Origin of the sequence: uncultured Paracoccus sp. (genome assembly GCF_937873615.1) — a bacterium.
Classification (GTDB): domain Bacteria; phylum Pseudomonadota; class Alphaproteobacteria; order Rhodobacterales; family Rhodobacteraceae; genus Paracoccus.
This window is the reverse complement of the sequence record NZ_CALMYP010000032.1, coordinates 54,236-67,914: the sequence shown is the minus strand read 5'-3', so window position 1 is coordinate 67,914 and position 13,679 is coordinate 54,236. Positions and strand designations below refer to the sequence as shown.

14 protein-coding genes are annotated in these 13,679 nt (G+C 67.8%); 2 read left to right on the top strand and 12 right to left on the bottom strand.

Annotated features, from left to right (window positions below):
* Positions 1–42 precede the first annotated feature (42 nt).
* The 10 genes from tilS to Q0330_RS08795 all read right to left on the bottom strand — a co-directional run bounded on the left by tilS (position 43) and on the right by Q0330_RS08795 (position 9,317).
* Positions 43–1,281, bottom strand: coding sequence for a tRNA lysidine(34) synthetase TilS (tilS, locus tag Q0330_RS08840; protein WP_299477471.1), 1,239 nt, complete (start codon positions 1,279–1,281; stop codon positions 43–45).
* Positions 1,271–2,293, bottom strand: coding sequence for a tol-pal system protein (locus tag Q0330_RS08835; protein WP_299477468.1), 1,023 nt, complete (start codon positions 2,291–2,293; stop codon positions 1,271–1,273). Before Q0330_RS08835 ends, tilS begins: the two co-directional genes overlap by 11 nt.
* Positions 2,293–2,853 carry an OmpA family protein gene (locus Q0330_RS08830; RefSeq protein WP_299477465.1) on the bottom strand — a complete coding sequence of 187 codons (561 nt, stop codon included), beginning with the start codon at positions 2,851–2,853 and terminating at the stop codon, positions 2,293–2,295. The genes Q0330_RS08835 and Q0330_RS08830 overlap by 1 nt, the downstream gene beginning before the upstream one ends.
* A gap of 21 nt (positions 2,854–2,874) precedes the next feature.
* On the bottom strand, positions 2,875–4,188 hold the full coding sequence (gene tolB / locus Q0330_RS08825; protein WP_299477462.1) for a Tol-Pal system beta propeller repeat protein TolB: 1,314 nt from the start codon (positions 4,186–4,188) through the stop codon (positions 2,875–2,877).
* Positions 4,185–5,906 carry a hypothetical protein gene (locus tag Q0330_RS08820; protein ID WP_299477459.1) on the bottom strand — a complete coding sequence of 574 codons (1,722 nt, stop codon included), beginning with the start codon at positions 5,904–5,906 and terminating at the stop codon, positions 4,185–4,187. The genes tolB and Q0330_RS08820 overlap by 4 nt, the downstream gene beginning before the upstream one ends.
* Positions 5,907–5,910: 4 nt before the next feature.
* Positions 5,911–6,360 carry an ExbD/TolR family protein gene (locus Q0330_RS08815; RefSeq protein WP_299477456.1) on the bottom strand — a complete coding sequence of 150 codons (450 nt, stop codon included), beginning with the start codon at positions 6,358–6,360 and terminating at the stop codon, positions 5,911–5,913.
* Positions 6,361–6,363: 3 nt separating this feature from the next.
* Positions 6,364–7,035: a protein TolQ gene (gene tolQ, locus Q0330_RS08810; RefSeq protein ID WP_299477454.1), complete on the bottom strand. Its 672-nt coding sequence runs from the start codon at positions 7,033–7,035 to the stop codon at positions 6,364–6,366.
* An 85-nt stretch (positions 7,036–7,120) separates the two neighbouring features.
* Positions 7,121–7,513 carry a tol-pal system-associated acyl-CoA thioesterase gene (gene ybgC, locus Q0330_RS08805; RefSeq protein ID WP_299477629.1) on the bottom strand — a complete coding sequence of 131 codons (393 nt, stop codon included), beginning with the start codon at positions 7,511–7,513 and terminating at the stop codon, positions 7,121–7,123.
* The gene (locus Q0330_RS08800) at positions 7,510–8,298 is read right to left on the bottom strand and encodes an inositol monophosphatase family protein (RefSeq protein WP_299477452.1); all 789 of its coding nucleotides are present in this window, start codon (positions 8,296–8,298) and stop codon (positions 7,510–7,512) included. The genes ybgC and Q0330_RS08800 overlap by 4 nt, the downstream gene beginning before the upstream one ends.
* Positions 8,299–8,405: 107 nt before the next feature.
* Positions 8,406–9,317, bottom strand: coding sequence for a LysR family transcriptional regulator (locus tag Q0330_RS08795; protein ID WP_299477450.1), 912 nt, complete (start codon positions 9,315–9,317; stop codon positions 8,406–8,408).
* 84 nt (positions 9,318–9,401) lie between these two features.
* Here Q0330_RS08795 and metF point away from each other — a divergent pair, with 84 nt between their 5' ends.
* Positions 9,402–10,256: a methylenetetrahydrofolate reductase [NAD(P)H] gene (gene metF, locus Q0330_RS08790; protein WP_299477448.1), complete on the top strand. Its 855-nt coding sequence runs from the start codon at positions 9,402–9,404 to the stop codon at positions 10,254–10,256.
* A gap of 15 nt (positions 10,257–10,271) precedes the next feature.
* Here metF and Q0330_RS08785 read toward each other — a convergent pair whose 3' ends face one another.
* Together Q0330_RS08785 and Q0330_RS08780 are read right to left on the bottom strand one after the other, a co-directional pair.
* Entirely contained in the window at positions 10,272–11,339 is a 1,068-nt protein-coding gene (locus tag Q0330_RS08785; RefSeq protein ID WP_299477446.1) for a DUF2235 domain-containing protein, read from the bottom strand.
* A 191-nt stretch (positions 11,340–11,530) separates the two neighbouring features.
* Entirely contained in the window at positions 11,531–12,673 is a 1,143-nt protein-coding gene (locus tag Q0330_RS08780; protein ID WP_299477444.1) for a type III PLP-dependent enzyme, read from the bottom strand.
* 204 nt (positions 12,674–12,877) lie between these two features.
* On the opposite strand from Q0330_RS08780, the gene Q0330_RS08775 reads away from it, so the two are divergent.
* The gene (locus Q0330_RS08775; RefSeq protein ID WP_299477442.1) at positions 12,878–13,657 is read left to right on the top strand and encodes a VOC family protein; all 780 of its coding nucleotides are present in this window, start codon (positions 12,878–12,880) and stop codon (positions 13,655–13,657) included.
* Positions 13,658–13,679 lie beyond the last annotated feature (22 nt).

The following is a 13,679-nucleotide window of genomic DNA, read 5'->3' as shown; positions in this document are numbered from 1 at the left end:
GGGCTCTCCTCCGGCGGGAATGTTTGCCGTGAAAATAGGGATTCAGGGGCGGGGTTCAATGCCCAAGCGGTATTCGATCAGCCCAATACTATCACGAATGGGCAAGGCGACCAGCCCATCCTGCGGTGCAATTGCCGGGCAATGAAGATCATCGCCCCGCTGCACCGCCGGCAGGGCCTGCGCTTCGAGATGGGTCAGACCGGCCGCGCGCCAGTCGAAGGCGCTGACCCGATCCGCCAGGGCCCCGACGCGGTCGGTGGCGCGCAATCCGCTGATTTTCCAACGGTTATCCCAGATGTCGCCATCCAGCCGGGCACCTGTCGCGGCACCGGCCTCGCGATGGATCAGCATCCGGGGGCCGGGGTCGAGCAGCGCGCCATCCAGCGTGACCCGCCGGCCTGCGGCCAGTTCGGCAAGGGCGTGTTCGGTTCCGGTGCGGCGCGGCGGATAATCGGCGCCGGTCACGAAGGCGATGCCGGCAAGAATCAGCCGCCGGCGCTGTTCCGCCGGCAGGGCCGCGAATCCCCTGCCATCGAGGCTGAGCGACCCCAGCCGGACCCCGGCGGTGGACAGCAAGGGCGCCAGCCCGTCATTCAGCGCCACCCGCGCCTGCGCCAGATGGCGTGCCGAGAGCGCCAGTGCCTGCGCCTCCAGCCCCAGCCCGGTCATGGCCTGCCGGATGCGCACCCGGTCGAAGCGGGGATCGTCATTGGTGGGGTCTTCGACCCAGCTTGCGCCGATATGTCGCAGCCAGTGCCGCAGATCCTCGCGCCCGAGATCGAGCAGCGGCCGCAGCCAGAGCATCCCTTCGGCCTCGCGGCGCGGGGCCATTGCCGAGAGCCCGTCGATCCCGGCGCCGCGCATCAGCCGCATCAGCAGGGTTTCGGCCTGATCGTCGCGCGTATGGCCAAGCGCCAGTGCCGCCAGCCCCTGCGCCCGCGCCCAGTCCGCCAGCAGCCGCAGCCGCGCCCGCCGCGCCCGGTCCATCAGGTTGCCGCTGCCGCTGCCATCCCATCGCAGAACCGCATGATCGAGGCCGAGCGCCGCTGCCGCCTGTCCTGCCGTAGCCGCCTCCGCCGCCGATTCCGGGCGCAGGCCGTGATCGACCGTGGCCGCTGCCAGCCGGATATTACGACCCCTGGCCCAACGGGCGGCAAGATGCATGAGCGCGACCGAATCGCCCCCGCCGGACAGCGCAATGCCGAGACCCGGAAGCCCGTCCGCCAGCCGGTCGAGCGCCGCGAAGGCGGCGGCTTCCAGCGCGTCGGGATCAGTCTGCACCCTCCCCCTCCGCCGAGGGGCAGGCCGCGGCCTCGGCGGCCAGAGCGGCTTCGGCGGCTTCGGGTGCATCGGGGAAGCGGCGGATCAGTTCGGCCAGATAGGGGCAGGCATCGGCGGGCGTGTCGAGCGCCCCCATGACGCGCGACAGCGCCATCAGGCTGGCGGCGGCGTGCGGCCCGTCAGGGGCGGCGGAAAAGGCCATCAGCCAGGATTGCGCCGCCGCTTCCGGCTGGAGGTTGGAGGTCTGGGCAATGCCGCGCAGATAGAGTGCGTCGACCGTCAACGGGCCGCCGGCATGGCTGCTGACAAGGTGATCCAATACGGCAATGGCCTCGGCCCATTTCCCGGCAATGACCAGATCATTGGCTGCAGCGAGTTCGCGCTCCTCCTCCTCGGTCGGCGGCGGCATGCCGGGGGCGGGTTCGGCCATCGGTGGAAGGGGCATCGCGTTGACATAGGAATTCCTGGGCCGGGGCATCGCCTCGCCGCCACCGGGGGCGATCAGCCCGCCCTGCCGGCCAAGCTCGGCGGTCATCAGCGCGCCGAGGTCGCAGCTTGGGTCCATCTCGCACAGGCGGAATTCGACATCGCCGATGCGGTTGCTGCCATCGGCCACGATGCGCTTGATGCGGTTGGACAGTTGTTCCGTGCGGTCGGTCAGTTCCGCGATCTGGGCTTCCATCGCGTTCATGCGGTCGATGGCGCTGTCGCCACCCGCCGCCGCGAAACCGCTGGCACCCGAGGCCAGAAGCTCGGCCCGCAGCGCCTGAAGATCGGCCGAAACCGCGCGCAGCGCCGCCTGCATGTCCGCCAGCGTCGCCGCATCGACCTGTGGCTGGGCGGCGGCATTCTCGGCCTCGACGGTGGCGGCGAGATCGTCGGGCGGCAATGCCTCCAGCCCCTCGGCCAGCGTCGGGTCGTCGATGACGAGATCGCCCGATGGAACCGCCTCCTGCGCGGCCAGCGGCCCGGCAAGCCCGGCCATCAGTGCCGCAAGCAGAAGCGGACGCATCAGACGCCTGCCTGGCTCTGGCTGACGGCGGTCACGGCGCGGCGGTTGCGCGCCAGACAGGACGCTTCCGAGGCGCAGATCGAGGCGGGGCGTTCCTTGCCGAAGGAGACGGTCTGGATGCGTCCGGCCTCGACCCCCTTGGCGACCAGATATTCGCGGACCGAGGTCGCCCGGCGCGCGCCGAGGGCGAGGTTGAATTCGCGCGTTCCGGGTTCATCCGCATGGCCTTCGACCATGGCGGTGGCGCCGGCATTCTGGACCAGCCAGGCGGCCTGACGGGTCAGGGTCTGGCGGGCATCGTCGGACAGCGTCGCCTCGTTCTCGGCGAAATAGACGGTGTTGCCGACAGCGGCGAATTGCGCGTCGGGCGCGGTATCGGCGGCGGGATCGCCCGGCAGGCGCGATCCGGGCTTGTTCACATCGCCCAGATAGACGGCATTGCCGCCGGCATCGGTGACATAGGGATCGGTCACCGGGGCGGAAACCACTGGCGGATCCGCCGGCATGTTACAGGCCGCCAGCGCCAGAACGGCGGCAACGAGTGCAAGTTTGAGGCGCATCACTCTTTCCCTCGACCAGTCTCACGGCAGCAACGGCCCCCAGGCGGGGTCGGATGCCGCATCATTCAGCGCTACAGGTCGCATGTTTCGCCCGGTGATGTCCACTGAATGCAATTGTGCCGACCCTTCTTCATCCGGCTGGCGTGTGAAGATGAGCACACGGCCATTCGGCGCCCAGCTTGGCCCGGCATCGCCCGGCCCCTCGGTCAGGAGCCGCTCGTCCGAGCCGTCGGGGCGCATGATCCCGATGGCAGAGCCCTGCCGGCCATGCCGGGTGAAGGCGATGCGGTCGCCGCGCGGCGACCATGCCGGTTCGCCATAGCCGCCGCCCTCGCCGAACGAGATCCGCACCGGATCGCTGCCATCGGCGCGCATGATGTAAAGCTGCGAATTGCCGGAACGGTCGCTTTCGAAGACGATCTGGCGGCCATCGGGCGACCATGACGGTGCCGTGTCGATCGAGGGGCCTTGCGTCAACGGCTTGGAAAAGCGCGGATTTCCGACCTGCATGATCCAGATATCGGTATTGCCGGCGGTTTCGCGCGAAAAGGCGATCCATTGGCCATCGGGCGAATAGCGCGGCGCGAAGCTCATGGCGCGCGGGTCCGAAGTGAGCGGCAGCGCCCGCACCGATTCCACGTCCATCGCCATGATCTGCGGCATCCCGCTGGCGAAGCTGGTATAGAGCACCGTCCGCCCGTCCGGCGAAAAGCGCGGCGACAGCGCCAGCTCGCCGCCGGCGGTCAGCCATTTCACATCGGCCCCGTCCGCGTCCATCACGCCGACGCGCTTGATGCGCGCCGTTGCCGGACCGCTTTCGCCGATAAAGGCGATGCGGCTGTCGAAATAGGGCGCTTCGCCGGTGATTCGGGCATAGATCTGATCGGCGATCTTGTGTGCCGCCCGCCGCCAGCCGGCGCGCGGGGCGTCGAGTTGCATCCCGTCGCCAAGCGGCTGGCCGGCGAAGATGTCGAAAAGCCGGAAGCGGACCACGATCTTGTCGCCCTCGGCACTGACCGAGCCGGTCACCAGAGCCTCGGTATCGGTCGCCTTCCAGCCGACATAATCGACCGCCCGGTCGAAGCGGGTGTCGGGCAGGTCCCGGATCTCGGCCAGGGTGAACAGGCCGGTGCCGGTCAGGTCCGCCTCGATCACGCCGGTGATTTCGGCGGCCAGTGCCACGGCCTCGCCCTCGGCCTCGATCCGCAGGGCGATGGGCATGGGTGCCATCGTACCTTCGGTGATCTCGATGCGCAGCGGTTCGTCCTGCGCCAGCGCCGCGCCTGCGGGTGCCAGCAGCAGCGCCGCCAGGATCAGGGCCAGATGCGCCCTCATTCGATCCGCTCCACACCGGAGGGGGAGAAGGTCATCTCGATATCGTCCCATTCGTTGTATTTCTCGGGCGGCAGCAGATAGCCGCCCTTGGCGCAGCGGATCAGGTTGCGGCGCGCGACCTCATAGAGCTGCTGGCGGGCCGGGTCGGCATCGGGGGCGCCGACGATGCGGAAACTGTCCGGGTCGGGCAGGCCGGCGCGATCCATGGCGAAGCCGACGACGACGCGGGTGTCCATCGCGACCAGAGACAGGGTCGAGGCGCTCCAGCATTCCTGAACGGCGCTGCGGAACCCGTCCTTCTCGGCCTCGGTCATCGGGACCGAGGCGATTTCGACCGACAGGTCGCGCACGATTTCGGACGGGCGGGTCACGCCCATGGCATCGGCAAGCGCGTCGTCCAACTGGTCGGGGTCGATGGCGGAGGCGCCGGCCTCGTTCAGCGCATCGGTCAGAATGTCCGAGCCGCCGCCTTCGCCCGTCCCCTCGGGCGCATTGCCATCGACGGGGCTGGGGGTGGCTTCCTCGGCCAGTGCGGCCTCGCGTTGCAGGCGCGCTTCCTCGGCCAGTTGCTCGGCCAGAGCGTCCCGAAGGGCGAGCTCGGCCTCGGCGGCGGCCTGACGTTCCTGTTCGGCACGCTCGGCTGCCTCGCGCTCCAGCCGCTGCTGTTCGGCGCGGCGGGCTGCTTCGGCCCGGCGGGCTTCGTCCGCCAGCCGCTCGGCTTCGCGCTGTCGGGCTTCTTCGGCCAGACGCTCCTGTTCGAGCCGCTCCTGTTCGAGCCGCTCCTGTTCGAGGCGCTCGCGTTCCAGACGCTCCTGCTCCTGCCGGGCTTCCTCCGCCAGTCGTTCCTCTTCGGCGCGGCGGGCGGCTTCGGCCAGACGTTCCTGCTCCTGCCGTTCCGCCTCGGCCTGTTCGCGGGCGATGCGGTCCTGTTCGGCTGCCGCAGCCTCTCGGGCGATGCGGTCGCGTTCTGCGGCGGCGGCGGCTTCGGCCTCGATCTGGCGGTCGGCTTCTTCGCGGGCCAGTGCGGCAAGGCGTTCCTCCTCGGCCTGCGCGGCGGCGGCGGCGGTCTGGGCATCGGCCTCGCGACGGGCGGCGAGCACGGCTTCGCGCAGCCCTTCGGGCCGGTCCGGCGGTGGTGGCGAGGCGTCGAGTGCCAGTGCCGAACGCGGCGGTTCCGGCGTCGGCGGCGCATCGGGGCGGCTTGGCGTCTCGGTCACCGGGGTGCTGTCTGCGGCGGGCATGTCGGGGACAGGCTCGGCCCGGGGCGGGGTGGTGGGATCGGGGGCGATGGTCGCGACATCGACCGGCGGGTTCGGCGCTTCGACATCGCTCAGATCGGGGCGGTTCTCGGATTGCGGGTCGGGCGGCGGCAGGGCCACGGCATTGCTGTCGGGCTGGGGGGCCTCCAGCGCCAGATCCGGCCCCTCGGGCGCGGTGGTATCGCCCGGCATCTGCGGCTGCTCCGGTGCCTGACCGTCGGCCTGACCGACCGGCCCGGCCCCGCGAGAGCGCGCCGCCAACTCGTCGAATTCCTGTGCCGAGATCGTGGTCACATCGGCGATCTGCTGGGGCGGGTTCTCGCGCGCCGCAAACAGCGCCCCGCCGACAATGGCCCAGAGTACCAGTCCGGTATGGGCCATCCCCGAGATCCAGATGCCGATCCGTTCGGCGCGGTCCCGGCCCTGCCCCTGATGTTGAACCTCAAGCGGATCCAGCATCGGATCAGCCGTCCATCCGCGGCCCGCCGGTGTCGGTCACCAGCACGATGTCGTTGAAGCCGGCGGCGTTGAGCGCGCCCATCACCTGCACCACGCGACCGTAGGGAATGCCGCCATCGGCGCGCAGGAAGATCTTCGTCGATTGCCGAATTTCGGCCAGATCGCGCAGGCGGGTGACCAGTTCTTCCTCCTCCACGCTGTCGTCCATGAGCATGAGCGGACCGGTGGCCGGGACCGAGATGGTCAGCGGCTCCTGCGGCTCGGCGGCGACGGCATTGGCGGCGGTTTCCGGCAGTTGCAGCGGCACGCCCACGGTCAGCAGGGGTGCGGCCACCATGAAGATCACCAGCAGCACCAGCATCACGTCGACAAAGGGGGTGACGTTGATTTCCGCCATCGGCTGACGGCGGCTGCGGCCGCGTCGTCCGGGCCGGTTGCGGGACTGGACCTGCATGGCTCAGCCCTCGTTCAGCTGGCGCGACAGGATGGTCGAGAATTCATCGGCGAAATTCTCGTAATTCGCGCCCAGACGGTCGGCATCGGCGATGAACTTGTTGTAGAAGATGACCGCCGGGATCGCCGCCAGAAGGCCGAGCGCGGTGGCCAGAAGCGCCTCGGCAATACCGGGTGCCACCACGGCCAGCGAGGTATCCTGTGCAATCGCGATCTGCTCGAACGCGGTCTTGATGCCCCAGACGGTGCCGAAAAGCCCGATGAAGGGCGCGGTCGAGCCGATGGTGGCCAGGAAGGACAGCCCGCGCGTCAGCCGCGCTTCTTCACGTCCGATGGCGACGTTCATGGCCCGGTCGATGCGTTGCTGGGTGCCGGGGATCATCCCGCCCCGGTCGTCCTGCGACTTGCGCCATTCGCCCATGCCGGCGGCGAAGATGCGTTCTGCCGAGCCGCGCGGGTTTTCCCCGATCCGGTCGTAAAGGTCGTCCAGCGGTTCGCCCGACCAGAAGGCGCGGTCGAATTTCGACGCTTCGGCCCGGGCGGTGCCGAATTTCAGCAGCTTCTGGATGATGATCGCCCAGGACCAGAAGGAGGCGAGGATCAGCACCACCATCACGATCTTCACGATCAGCGAGGCGCGCATGAAAAGCGCGATCAGCGAAAAGTCGAGTTCCATGAATCTGCCCGTAACGATGCGGCCATTTCCGGCCTTTGCCGGCCGTTCTAGCAGAAGTTGCGACCGGCGACCAACGAAATGGCGTTCAACTTCGCATGAGTGCGGCGAGAGCGGCGGGCAGCCGGCGCGGGCGCATGTCCGGGCCAAGGCAGGCCAGCGTCACGCGAGCGGCAAACAGCACCGCGTCGCCGCGCAGAACCTTCTGGTCAAGCTCGATCCGGGCCGGGGTCAGGCGGGCCAGTTCGGTGGTCACGATGAGTTCATCGTCGAAGACGGCGGATTGCAGGTAATCGGCCTCGACCCGGCGGACGGCGAAGACGGCGCCTTCCTCGACCTTCAGGCGGGTCTGGTCGATGCCGATGGCGCGGGTCCATTCGGTGCGCGCGCGCTCGATGAATTTCAGGTAATTGGCGTAATAGACGATCCCCGCGAGATCGGTGTCTTCATAATAGACGCGGACCGGCCAGCGATGCATCAGTCCCAGGTCCGCACGATGGAGGCGAGTTCGGGGAAAAGCTGCGGGTTGGCGCAGACGAGGTTGCCGGCATCGGCGATGGGGCCTTCGCCGCGGATCGCCTCGATGAAGCCGCCGGCCTCCTTGACCAGAACGATGCCCGCGGCCACGTCCCAGGCGTTCACGTAACGCTCCCAGTAACCGTCGAAGCGGCCCGCCGCGACATAGGCCAGATCGAGCGCCGCCGAGCCATAGCTGCGAATGCCGGCGGTCAGCGGCGAGATGCGGGCGAAATCCTTCAGCGTCGCCGGCAGGGTCTTGCGCGCGCCGAAGGGAATGCCGGTGGCGAAGATCGATTCGATCATCTGCCGCCTGCCCGAGACGCGCAGCCGCTGACCGTTCATCCAGGCGCCATTGCCCTTCTCGGCATGGTAAAGTTCGTCCTTGGCAGCGTCGAAGATGACGCCGGCCACGACTTCGCCCTTGTGTTCCAGCGCGATCGAGACCGCCCAATGCGGCAGCCCGTGCAGGAAGTTCGTGGTCCCGTCCAGCGGATCGACGATCCAGCGCCGGGTCGGGTCCTCGCCCGCCTCGGTCCCGGTTTCCTCGCCCAGCCAGCCATAGGTGGGGCGGGCGGTGCGCAGTTCTTCCTTGATGATCCGTTCGGCTTCCTTGTCGGCGCGGCTGACGAAATCGCCGGCCCCCTTGACCGAGACCTGCAGGTTCTCGACCTCGCGGAAATCCTTGACGAGGCTGCGCCCGGCCTTGCGGGCGGCCTTGATCATCACGTTCATATTGGCGCTTTGCATCCGGCGCTCCTGCAATTCTGTCTGGCTTTGGGCTTTGCCTGCCGTTTAGGGCCAATGGCGCGCGAAGGGAAGCCATAGCAGGCATTCGCGCCGGCGAATCCGCTGCGTTACGACAGTGGCCGGCCGGCGCGCACGCCCTCGGTCCGGGCGAGGCGCAGGAAAAGCTCCATATAGGGCAATTGCCGGTCGGCCTCGCGCATGGCGGCATAGGCGCGGCGGCGCAGGCCCTTTTCGGTCAGCCGGACAAGCGCCAGTTCCGGGTTCGCGGCATGGCGGCGCAGCACCCAGTCGGGCATGACCGCGACCCCGCGCCCGGCGGCGACCAGCATCAGGGTCACATCGGTCAGTTCGACCTGACGGACATGGGCGGGTTCCACCCCTGCCGGGATCAGGAATTCGGAAAAGACATCCAGCCTTTCGCGATCCATCGGATAGACGATCAGGTTTTCCGCTGCCAGATCCTCGGGCCGGGCGAAGCCGCGCGCCGCCAGCGGATGAGCGGCGGGGACGACCAGCGTCGGGGCGTAGTCGAAAAGCGGTTCGAAATGGATGCCGGGCAGCGGGTCGGGGTCCATCGAGATGACCAGATCGACCTCTTCGCGCTGCAATGCCGGCAGGGCGGTGAAGGCGAGGCGTTGGCGGATGTCCAGATCGACCTCGGGGAAAGACCGGCGGAACTGGTCCAGCACCGGCAGCAGCCAGTCGAAACAGGCATGGCATTCGAGCGCGATGTGAAGCTGGCCGACGCGGCCTGCCTCGACCCCCTTCAGCTCCGATTCGGCGGCCTCGATCAGCGGCAGCACCTGTTCGGCCAGACGCAGCAGCCGCATTCCTGCCGCCGAGAGCCGCATCGGGCGCGAGCGGCGGACGAAAAGCTCGACCCCGACCTGGTCTTCCAGCGCCTTGACCTGATGGGACAGCGCCGACTGGGTGATGTTGAGCACCTCGGCGGCGCGGGCCAGCCCGCCCTGTTGGTGAATCGCCCTTACGGTGCGAAGATGGCGCAGTTCTAGATGCATGGCTCTCATGAAAATCATGCGGAATATGAATTTGTCTCACGCCGCACGATCTGGCACAAGGGCGCGATCGAAAGGAACCCCGTCATGTCCACGCCTGCCGTCAGCTTTGAATTCTTCCCGCCGCGCAATCTGGATGCGTCCTTCCGGCTGTGGGAAACAGCGCGGGCGCTGGCGCCGCTGGGGCCGGATTTCGTCTCGGTCACCTATGGCGCGGGCGGCACCACCCGGCAGTTGACCCATGAGGCGGTCACGGCGCTGTCGAATCACTATGGGCTGAACGTGGCCGCGCATCTGACCTGCGTCGATGCCAGCCGCGAGGAAACCATGCAGATCGTCGAGGAATATGCCGCCGCCGGCGTGCGCGAGATCGTGGCGCTGCGCGGCGATGCCCCGCAGGGACAGGCCGAATGGACCGCGCATCCCGAGGGGTTTGCTTCGTCAGTTGAGCTGATCGGGGCGATTGCGAAGCGTGGCGGCATCGCCATTCGCGTCGGGGCCTATCCCGAGCCGCACCCCGATTCGACTGGCACGCCCGCCGATGTGGCCTTCCTGAAGCGCAAGGTCGATGCCGGCGCGACTTCGGCGATCACGCAGTTCTTCTTCGACGCCGACACCTTCTTCCGCTTCCGCGATGCCTGCGTGGCGGCGGGGATCGACGTGCCGATCCTGCCCGGTATCCTGCCGGTGCAAAGCTGGGCCGGCACCCGCAAATTCGCCGCGCGCTGCGGCACTTCGGTTCCCGGCTGGGCCATCGAAGCCTTCGAGGCCGCCGGCAAGGACGGCGAGGCCGAACTGGCGCAGGACCTTTGCGTGAAGCTCTGCCGCGAATTGCAGGCGGGGGGTGTCGGGCACCTGCATTTCTATACGCTGAACAAGCCCGAGCTGACGCTGGCCGTTTGTCGCGAACTGGGTCTGCGGGAAAGCGGGCTGGCCGCCTGAGGCTGGCCGCTCGCTTTAACGATAGCTCTGATCGGCGCGGCGCAGACGGCGCTTGCGCAGCATTTCGGTGCCAAATTGCTGCGCTTCGGCCGAGTCTGACGCCAGATGACCGGCGAGGATCGCCGGGCCGTCATAGGGGCGCGGCACGCTGGGGTGAAGCGCCTCGCTGATGTCGATCCCGGCCACGCGGGGCGAGCGTGCCAGGAAGGCCTTGCCCCAGCCGCGCCAGTTCCCGACCGAGGGTGCCTCGACATCGCGCGGGAAGCGCGCGCGCCAGCCGCGTGGCAGCGGCAGGCCCATCTCCTCGGCCTGGTCGAGCATCCAGACCAGCGGGATATTGGCCAGCGGTCGCGCCGCGTCCATGCCCAGCAATTGCCCGCCGATATCGGCATGTGCGCCCCTGAACCACATCTGCGTGATCGCCGCCGGATCGTGGCCGGCGCTGTCCCAGAGGATCGGCTGGAAGGCCGCCCGCGTCTCGCTGAGTGCCAGCGCCTGCACGCCGCGCCGCACGTCGAGGCCGAGATGCTGGTCATGGAAGCGGAAGCGCGGCTCGGTCAGCATCCACAGCACCGGCAGGCGGATGCCAAGGGCCATGACGGTATCGAAAACGCCCAGAAATTCGATCGGCGCGCGCGCGTGACACAGGCGGCTGCGGATCTCGGCCAGTTGCTCGGCGCCGTCCTGATCGCGATAGGCGCGCCAGATCAGGCGGATATTGCGTTCGGTGGCTTCTTCCGGGCGCAGAAGGCCGATCCGGCCAATCATTGCTGCCAATGAGCGGATGGCGAAGGCACCGCGGGAATAGCCCAGAAGGTAGATCCGGTCGCCGGGCCGATAGCCCGAGGCGAGCCAGCCATAGGCGTCGCGGATGCGCCCGCCAAGGCCATTTCCCATGACCACATCGGGCAGGCTGTTCCATGCCTCCCACTGTTGGCCGGCGGCATAGCGGACACGCAGAGAGCGCCCGCGAAGGGGGCGCAGCAGGCGGTAGATCTGGCCGATATTGGAAGAGCGCCCCTCCATCAGCGAGGCGAAGGTGCCATCAACCAGCACGACATGGGTAACGGACGGGCGATTCATCCGCTCAGCCTATCATCAATTTCCTGCTTGAGAATGAATCGCCGGTCTGACGTTTTCGTCAACCGCCATAGGGCCAAAATGAGGCTACATAATGCGTCCATATCGCGGGCATACCGCGTCCATATGCCGTGCATACGGCGCGCGTCCGGCGGTTTCGGGCGCAAAACGGGGGGCAAGCCGCCCCCATCCTGTCAGTCGAGGCGAAGCGCGGTGGCGCGGGTCATCTCGCCAAAACCGTTGAAGCGGGTATTGGTGACGACCGAATAGGCACCGGCGCCGGCGAAGACGATATAGTCGCCCTCCTGCACATCGGCGGACATCAGCAGTTCGCCCGGCAGGCGGTCCACCGAATCGCAGGTCGGGCCGAAGATGACGCGGCCGGCCTCCTCTCCGTCGCGCAATTCGCCTTCCGGGGTGAAGACCTGCACGCGGTCGAGATTGCCGACGATGGGCAGTTCCGCCAGCCCGCCATAGACGCCGTCATTGAGGAAGATCGCCTGCCCGTCGCGCACCGCCTTGACCCGGGTGATGAGCGAGAAGGCATCGGCGCAAAGACCGCGCCCCGGCTCGCAGACAAGGGCGGGGGCGTCGGTGCCGAAGACCTCGGCGGCGGTCTGGCCGATCAGATCGAAAATGGCTTCCAGATCGGGCTCGACCCCGTTGACGCGATGCGAGGGGAAGCCGCCGCCGACATTCAAACGCTTCGCCCGGACGCCGGCCATGTCGCAGATGTCCAGCGCGGTGCGGATATACTGTTCCCAGGCACCGGGATCGGTGCATTGGGTGCCGGGGTGGAAGGTAAGCGACGGCGTGAAGCCGGCCTCGGCCACGCGTTTCAGCAGATCTGCCGCCAGTTCCGGCGTCGCCCCGAACTTGGAGCCGAAATCGTAGATCGCCCCGGTCACCGGCAGCTTGAAGCGGGGCGAGATTTCGCAGCCCTCGGGCGGGACCATCTCGATCAGCTTGGCAAGCTCGGTCTCGCTGTCCACGGACCAGGCCTTGATGCCGGCCTTCACGGCCTCGGCGATCTCGGCCCGGGCGCGGACCGGGTTGTGGTAATGGCGCGCGGCATCCGGGGCGAGGCGACCGATCAGCGCGATCTCGGCGGGGGAGGCCACGTCGAAACCCTTGATGCCGGCGCCGACGAGGTTCTCGATCACGGCTTCGTCGGGGTTCGACTTCACCGCATAGGTGACCAGACCCGGAAAGCCCTTGAGGAAACGCCGCGCGGTGTCCTGAAGCACGGTCGGCGCAAAGACCATGACCGGGTTTTCGGGCCGGGTTTCACGGATGATTTCAGCCGGATTCTGCCAGACGGTCTTCGACATTCCCATAGGCGCGCTTCCCCCTTCAATCGGAGCAACAGAAACATGTCGCATAGTGTGACGCAACCCGCTTGGGAAGGGGTTATCTGATGGCACCCGGGCAATCGTCCGGGGCAGCGGCACGGGGCCGCAGCGGGGGCAGGTCAGGGCATTGCCGGCGATCACCGCAACGCGCATGATGCGTGCAGGGATGACAAAGGACGGAGAGGCGCGATGAAATTTCACGGAAGCCCCTGCTGGTATGAACTGGGCACCGGCGATCTGGACGCGGCGCAGGCGTTTTACGGCAAGGTCCTTGGCTGGACGGTCGTCGATTCGGGGATGGAGGGGTTCGATTATCGCCTTGCGCGGATGGGGGATGCGATGGTCGCGGGCATGATGCCGCTGCTGGATCAGCAGGGCGCGCCGCCGCCGAACTGGAACATCTATTTCGCGGTCGAGGATTGCGACAAGGCGGCGGCGGATATCGGGGCGGCTGGCGGCAAGGTTCTGCTGGGCCCCGACGACATTCCCGGCACCGGGCGCTTTGCCGTTGCCGCCGACCCGCAGGGTGCGGTGTTCGGCATCCTGCAACCGCTGGCGATGGACGAGGATTGCCAGGGCAGTCAGGGCGGGGCTTTCGATCAGTCGAAAACCGGTCACGGCAATTGGCACGAGCTGATGTCGAGCGATCCCGAAGCCGGGTTTGCCTTCTATGCCAAGCTGCTCGGCTGGCAGAAATCCGATGCCATGGATATGGGCGAGATGGGCACATACCAGCTGTTTTCCCATGACGGGAAGGATATCGGCGGGATGATGGGCCTCGGCAATTCGCCGGTCTCGTGCTGGCTGCCCTATTTCGGCACCGAGGGGACAGAGGCCGCCATTGCCCGCATCACGGATAATGGCGGCAAGGTCCATCATGGCCCGGTCGAGGTCCCCGGCGGTGCCTTCATCGCCATTGCCGAGGACCCGCAGGGGGCCTGGTTCGCGGTGGTCGGCCCGAAGGGCTGAGAGAGGCGGGCGCTGTCGCGGT

What these genes read in the sequence shown, in the direction of transcription:
- tolB (WP_299477462.1), bottom strand. Translation starts at nt 4,188, where the DNA reads ATGAGGGCGCATCTGGCCCTGATCCTGGCGGCGCTGCTGCTGGCACCC.
- Q0330_RS08835 (WP_299477468.1), bottom strand. Translation starts at nt 2,293, where the DNA reads ATGCGTCCGCTTCTGCTTGCGGCACTGATGGCCGGGCTTGCCGGGCCG.
- Q0330_RS08785 (WP_299477446.1), bottom strand. Translation starts at nt 11,339, where the DNA reads ATGAATCGCCCGTCCGTTACCCATGTCGTGCTGGTTGATGGCACCTTC.
- Q0330_RS08830 (WP_299477465.1), bottom strand. Translation starts at nt 2,853, where the DNA reads ATGCGCCTCAAACTTGCACTCGTTGCCGCCGTTCTGGCGCTGGCGGCC.
- Q0330_RS08775 (WP_299477442.1), top strand. Translation starts at nt 12,878, where the DNA reads ATGAAATTTCACGGAAGCCCCTGCTGGTATGAACTGGGCACCGGCGAT.
- Q0330_RS08800 (WP_299477452.1), bottom strand. Translation starts at nt 8,298, where the DNA reads ATGCAAAGCGCCAATATGAACGTGATGATCAAGGCCGCCCGCAAGGCC.
- Q0330_RS08820 (WP_299477459.1), bottom strand. Translation starts at nt 5,906, where the DNA reads ATGCTGGATCCGCTTGAGGTTCAACATCAGGGGCAGGGCCGGGACCGC.
- Q0330_RS08780 (WP_299477444.1), bottom strand. Translation starts at nt 12,673, where the DNA reads ATGGGAATGTCGAAGACCGTCTGGCAGAATCCGGCTGAAATCATCCGT.
- Q0330_RS08815 (WP_299477456.1), bottom strand. Translation starts at nt 6,360, where the DNA reads ATGCAGGTCCAGTCCCGCAACCGGCCCGGACGACGCGGCCGCAGCCGC.
- metF (WP_299477448.1), top strand. Translation starts at nt 9,402, where the DNA reads ATGTCCACGCCTGCCGTCAGCTTTGAATTCTTCCCGCCGCGCAATCTG.
- Q0330_RS08795 (WP_299477450.1), bottom strand. Translation starts at nt 9,317, where the DNA reads ATGCATCTAGAACTGCGCCATCTTCGCACCGTAAGGGCGATTCACCAA.
- tolQ (WP_299477454.1), bottom strand. Translation starts at nt 7,035, where the DNA reads ATGGAACTCGACTTTTCGCTGATCGCGCTTTTCATGCGCGCCTCGCTG.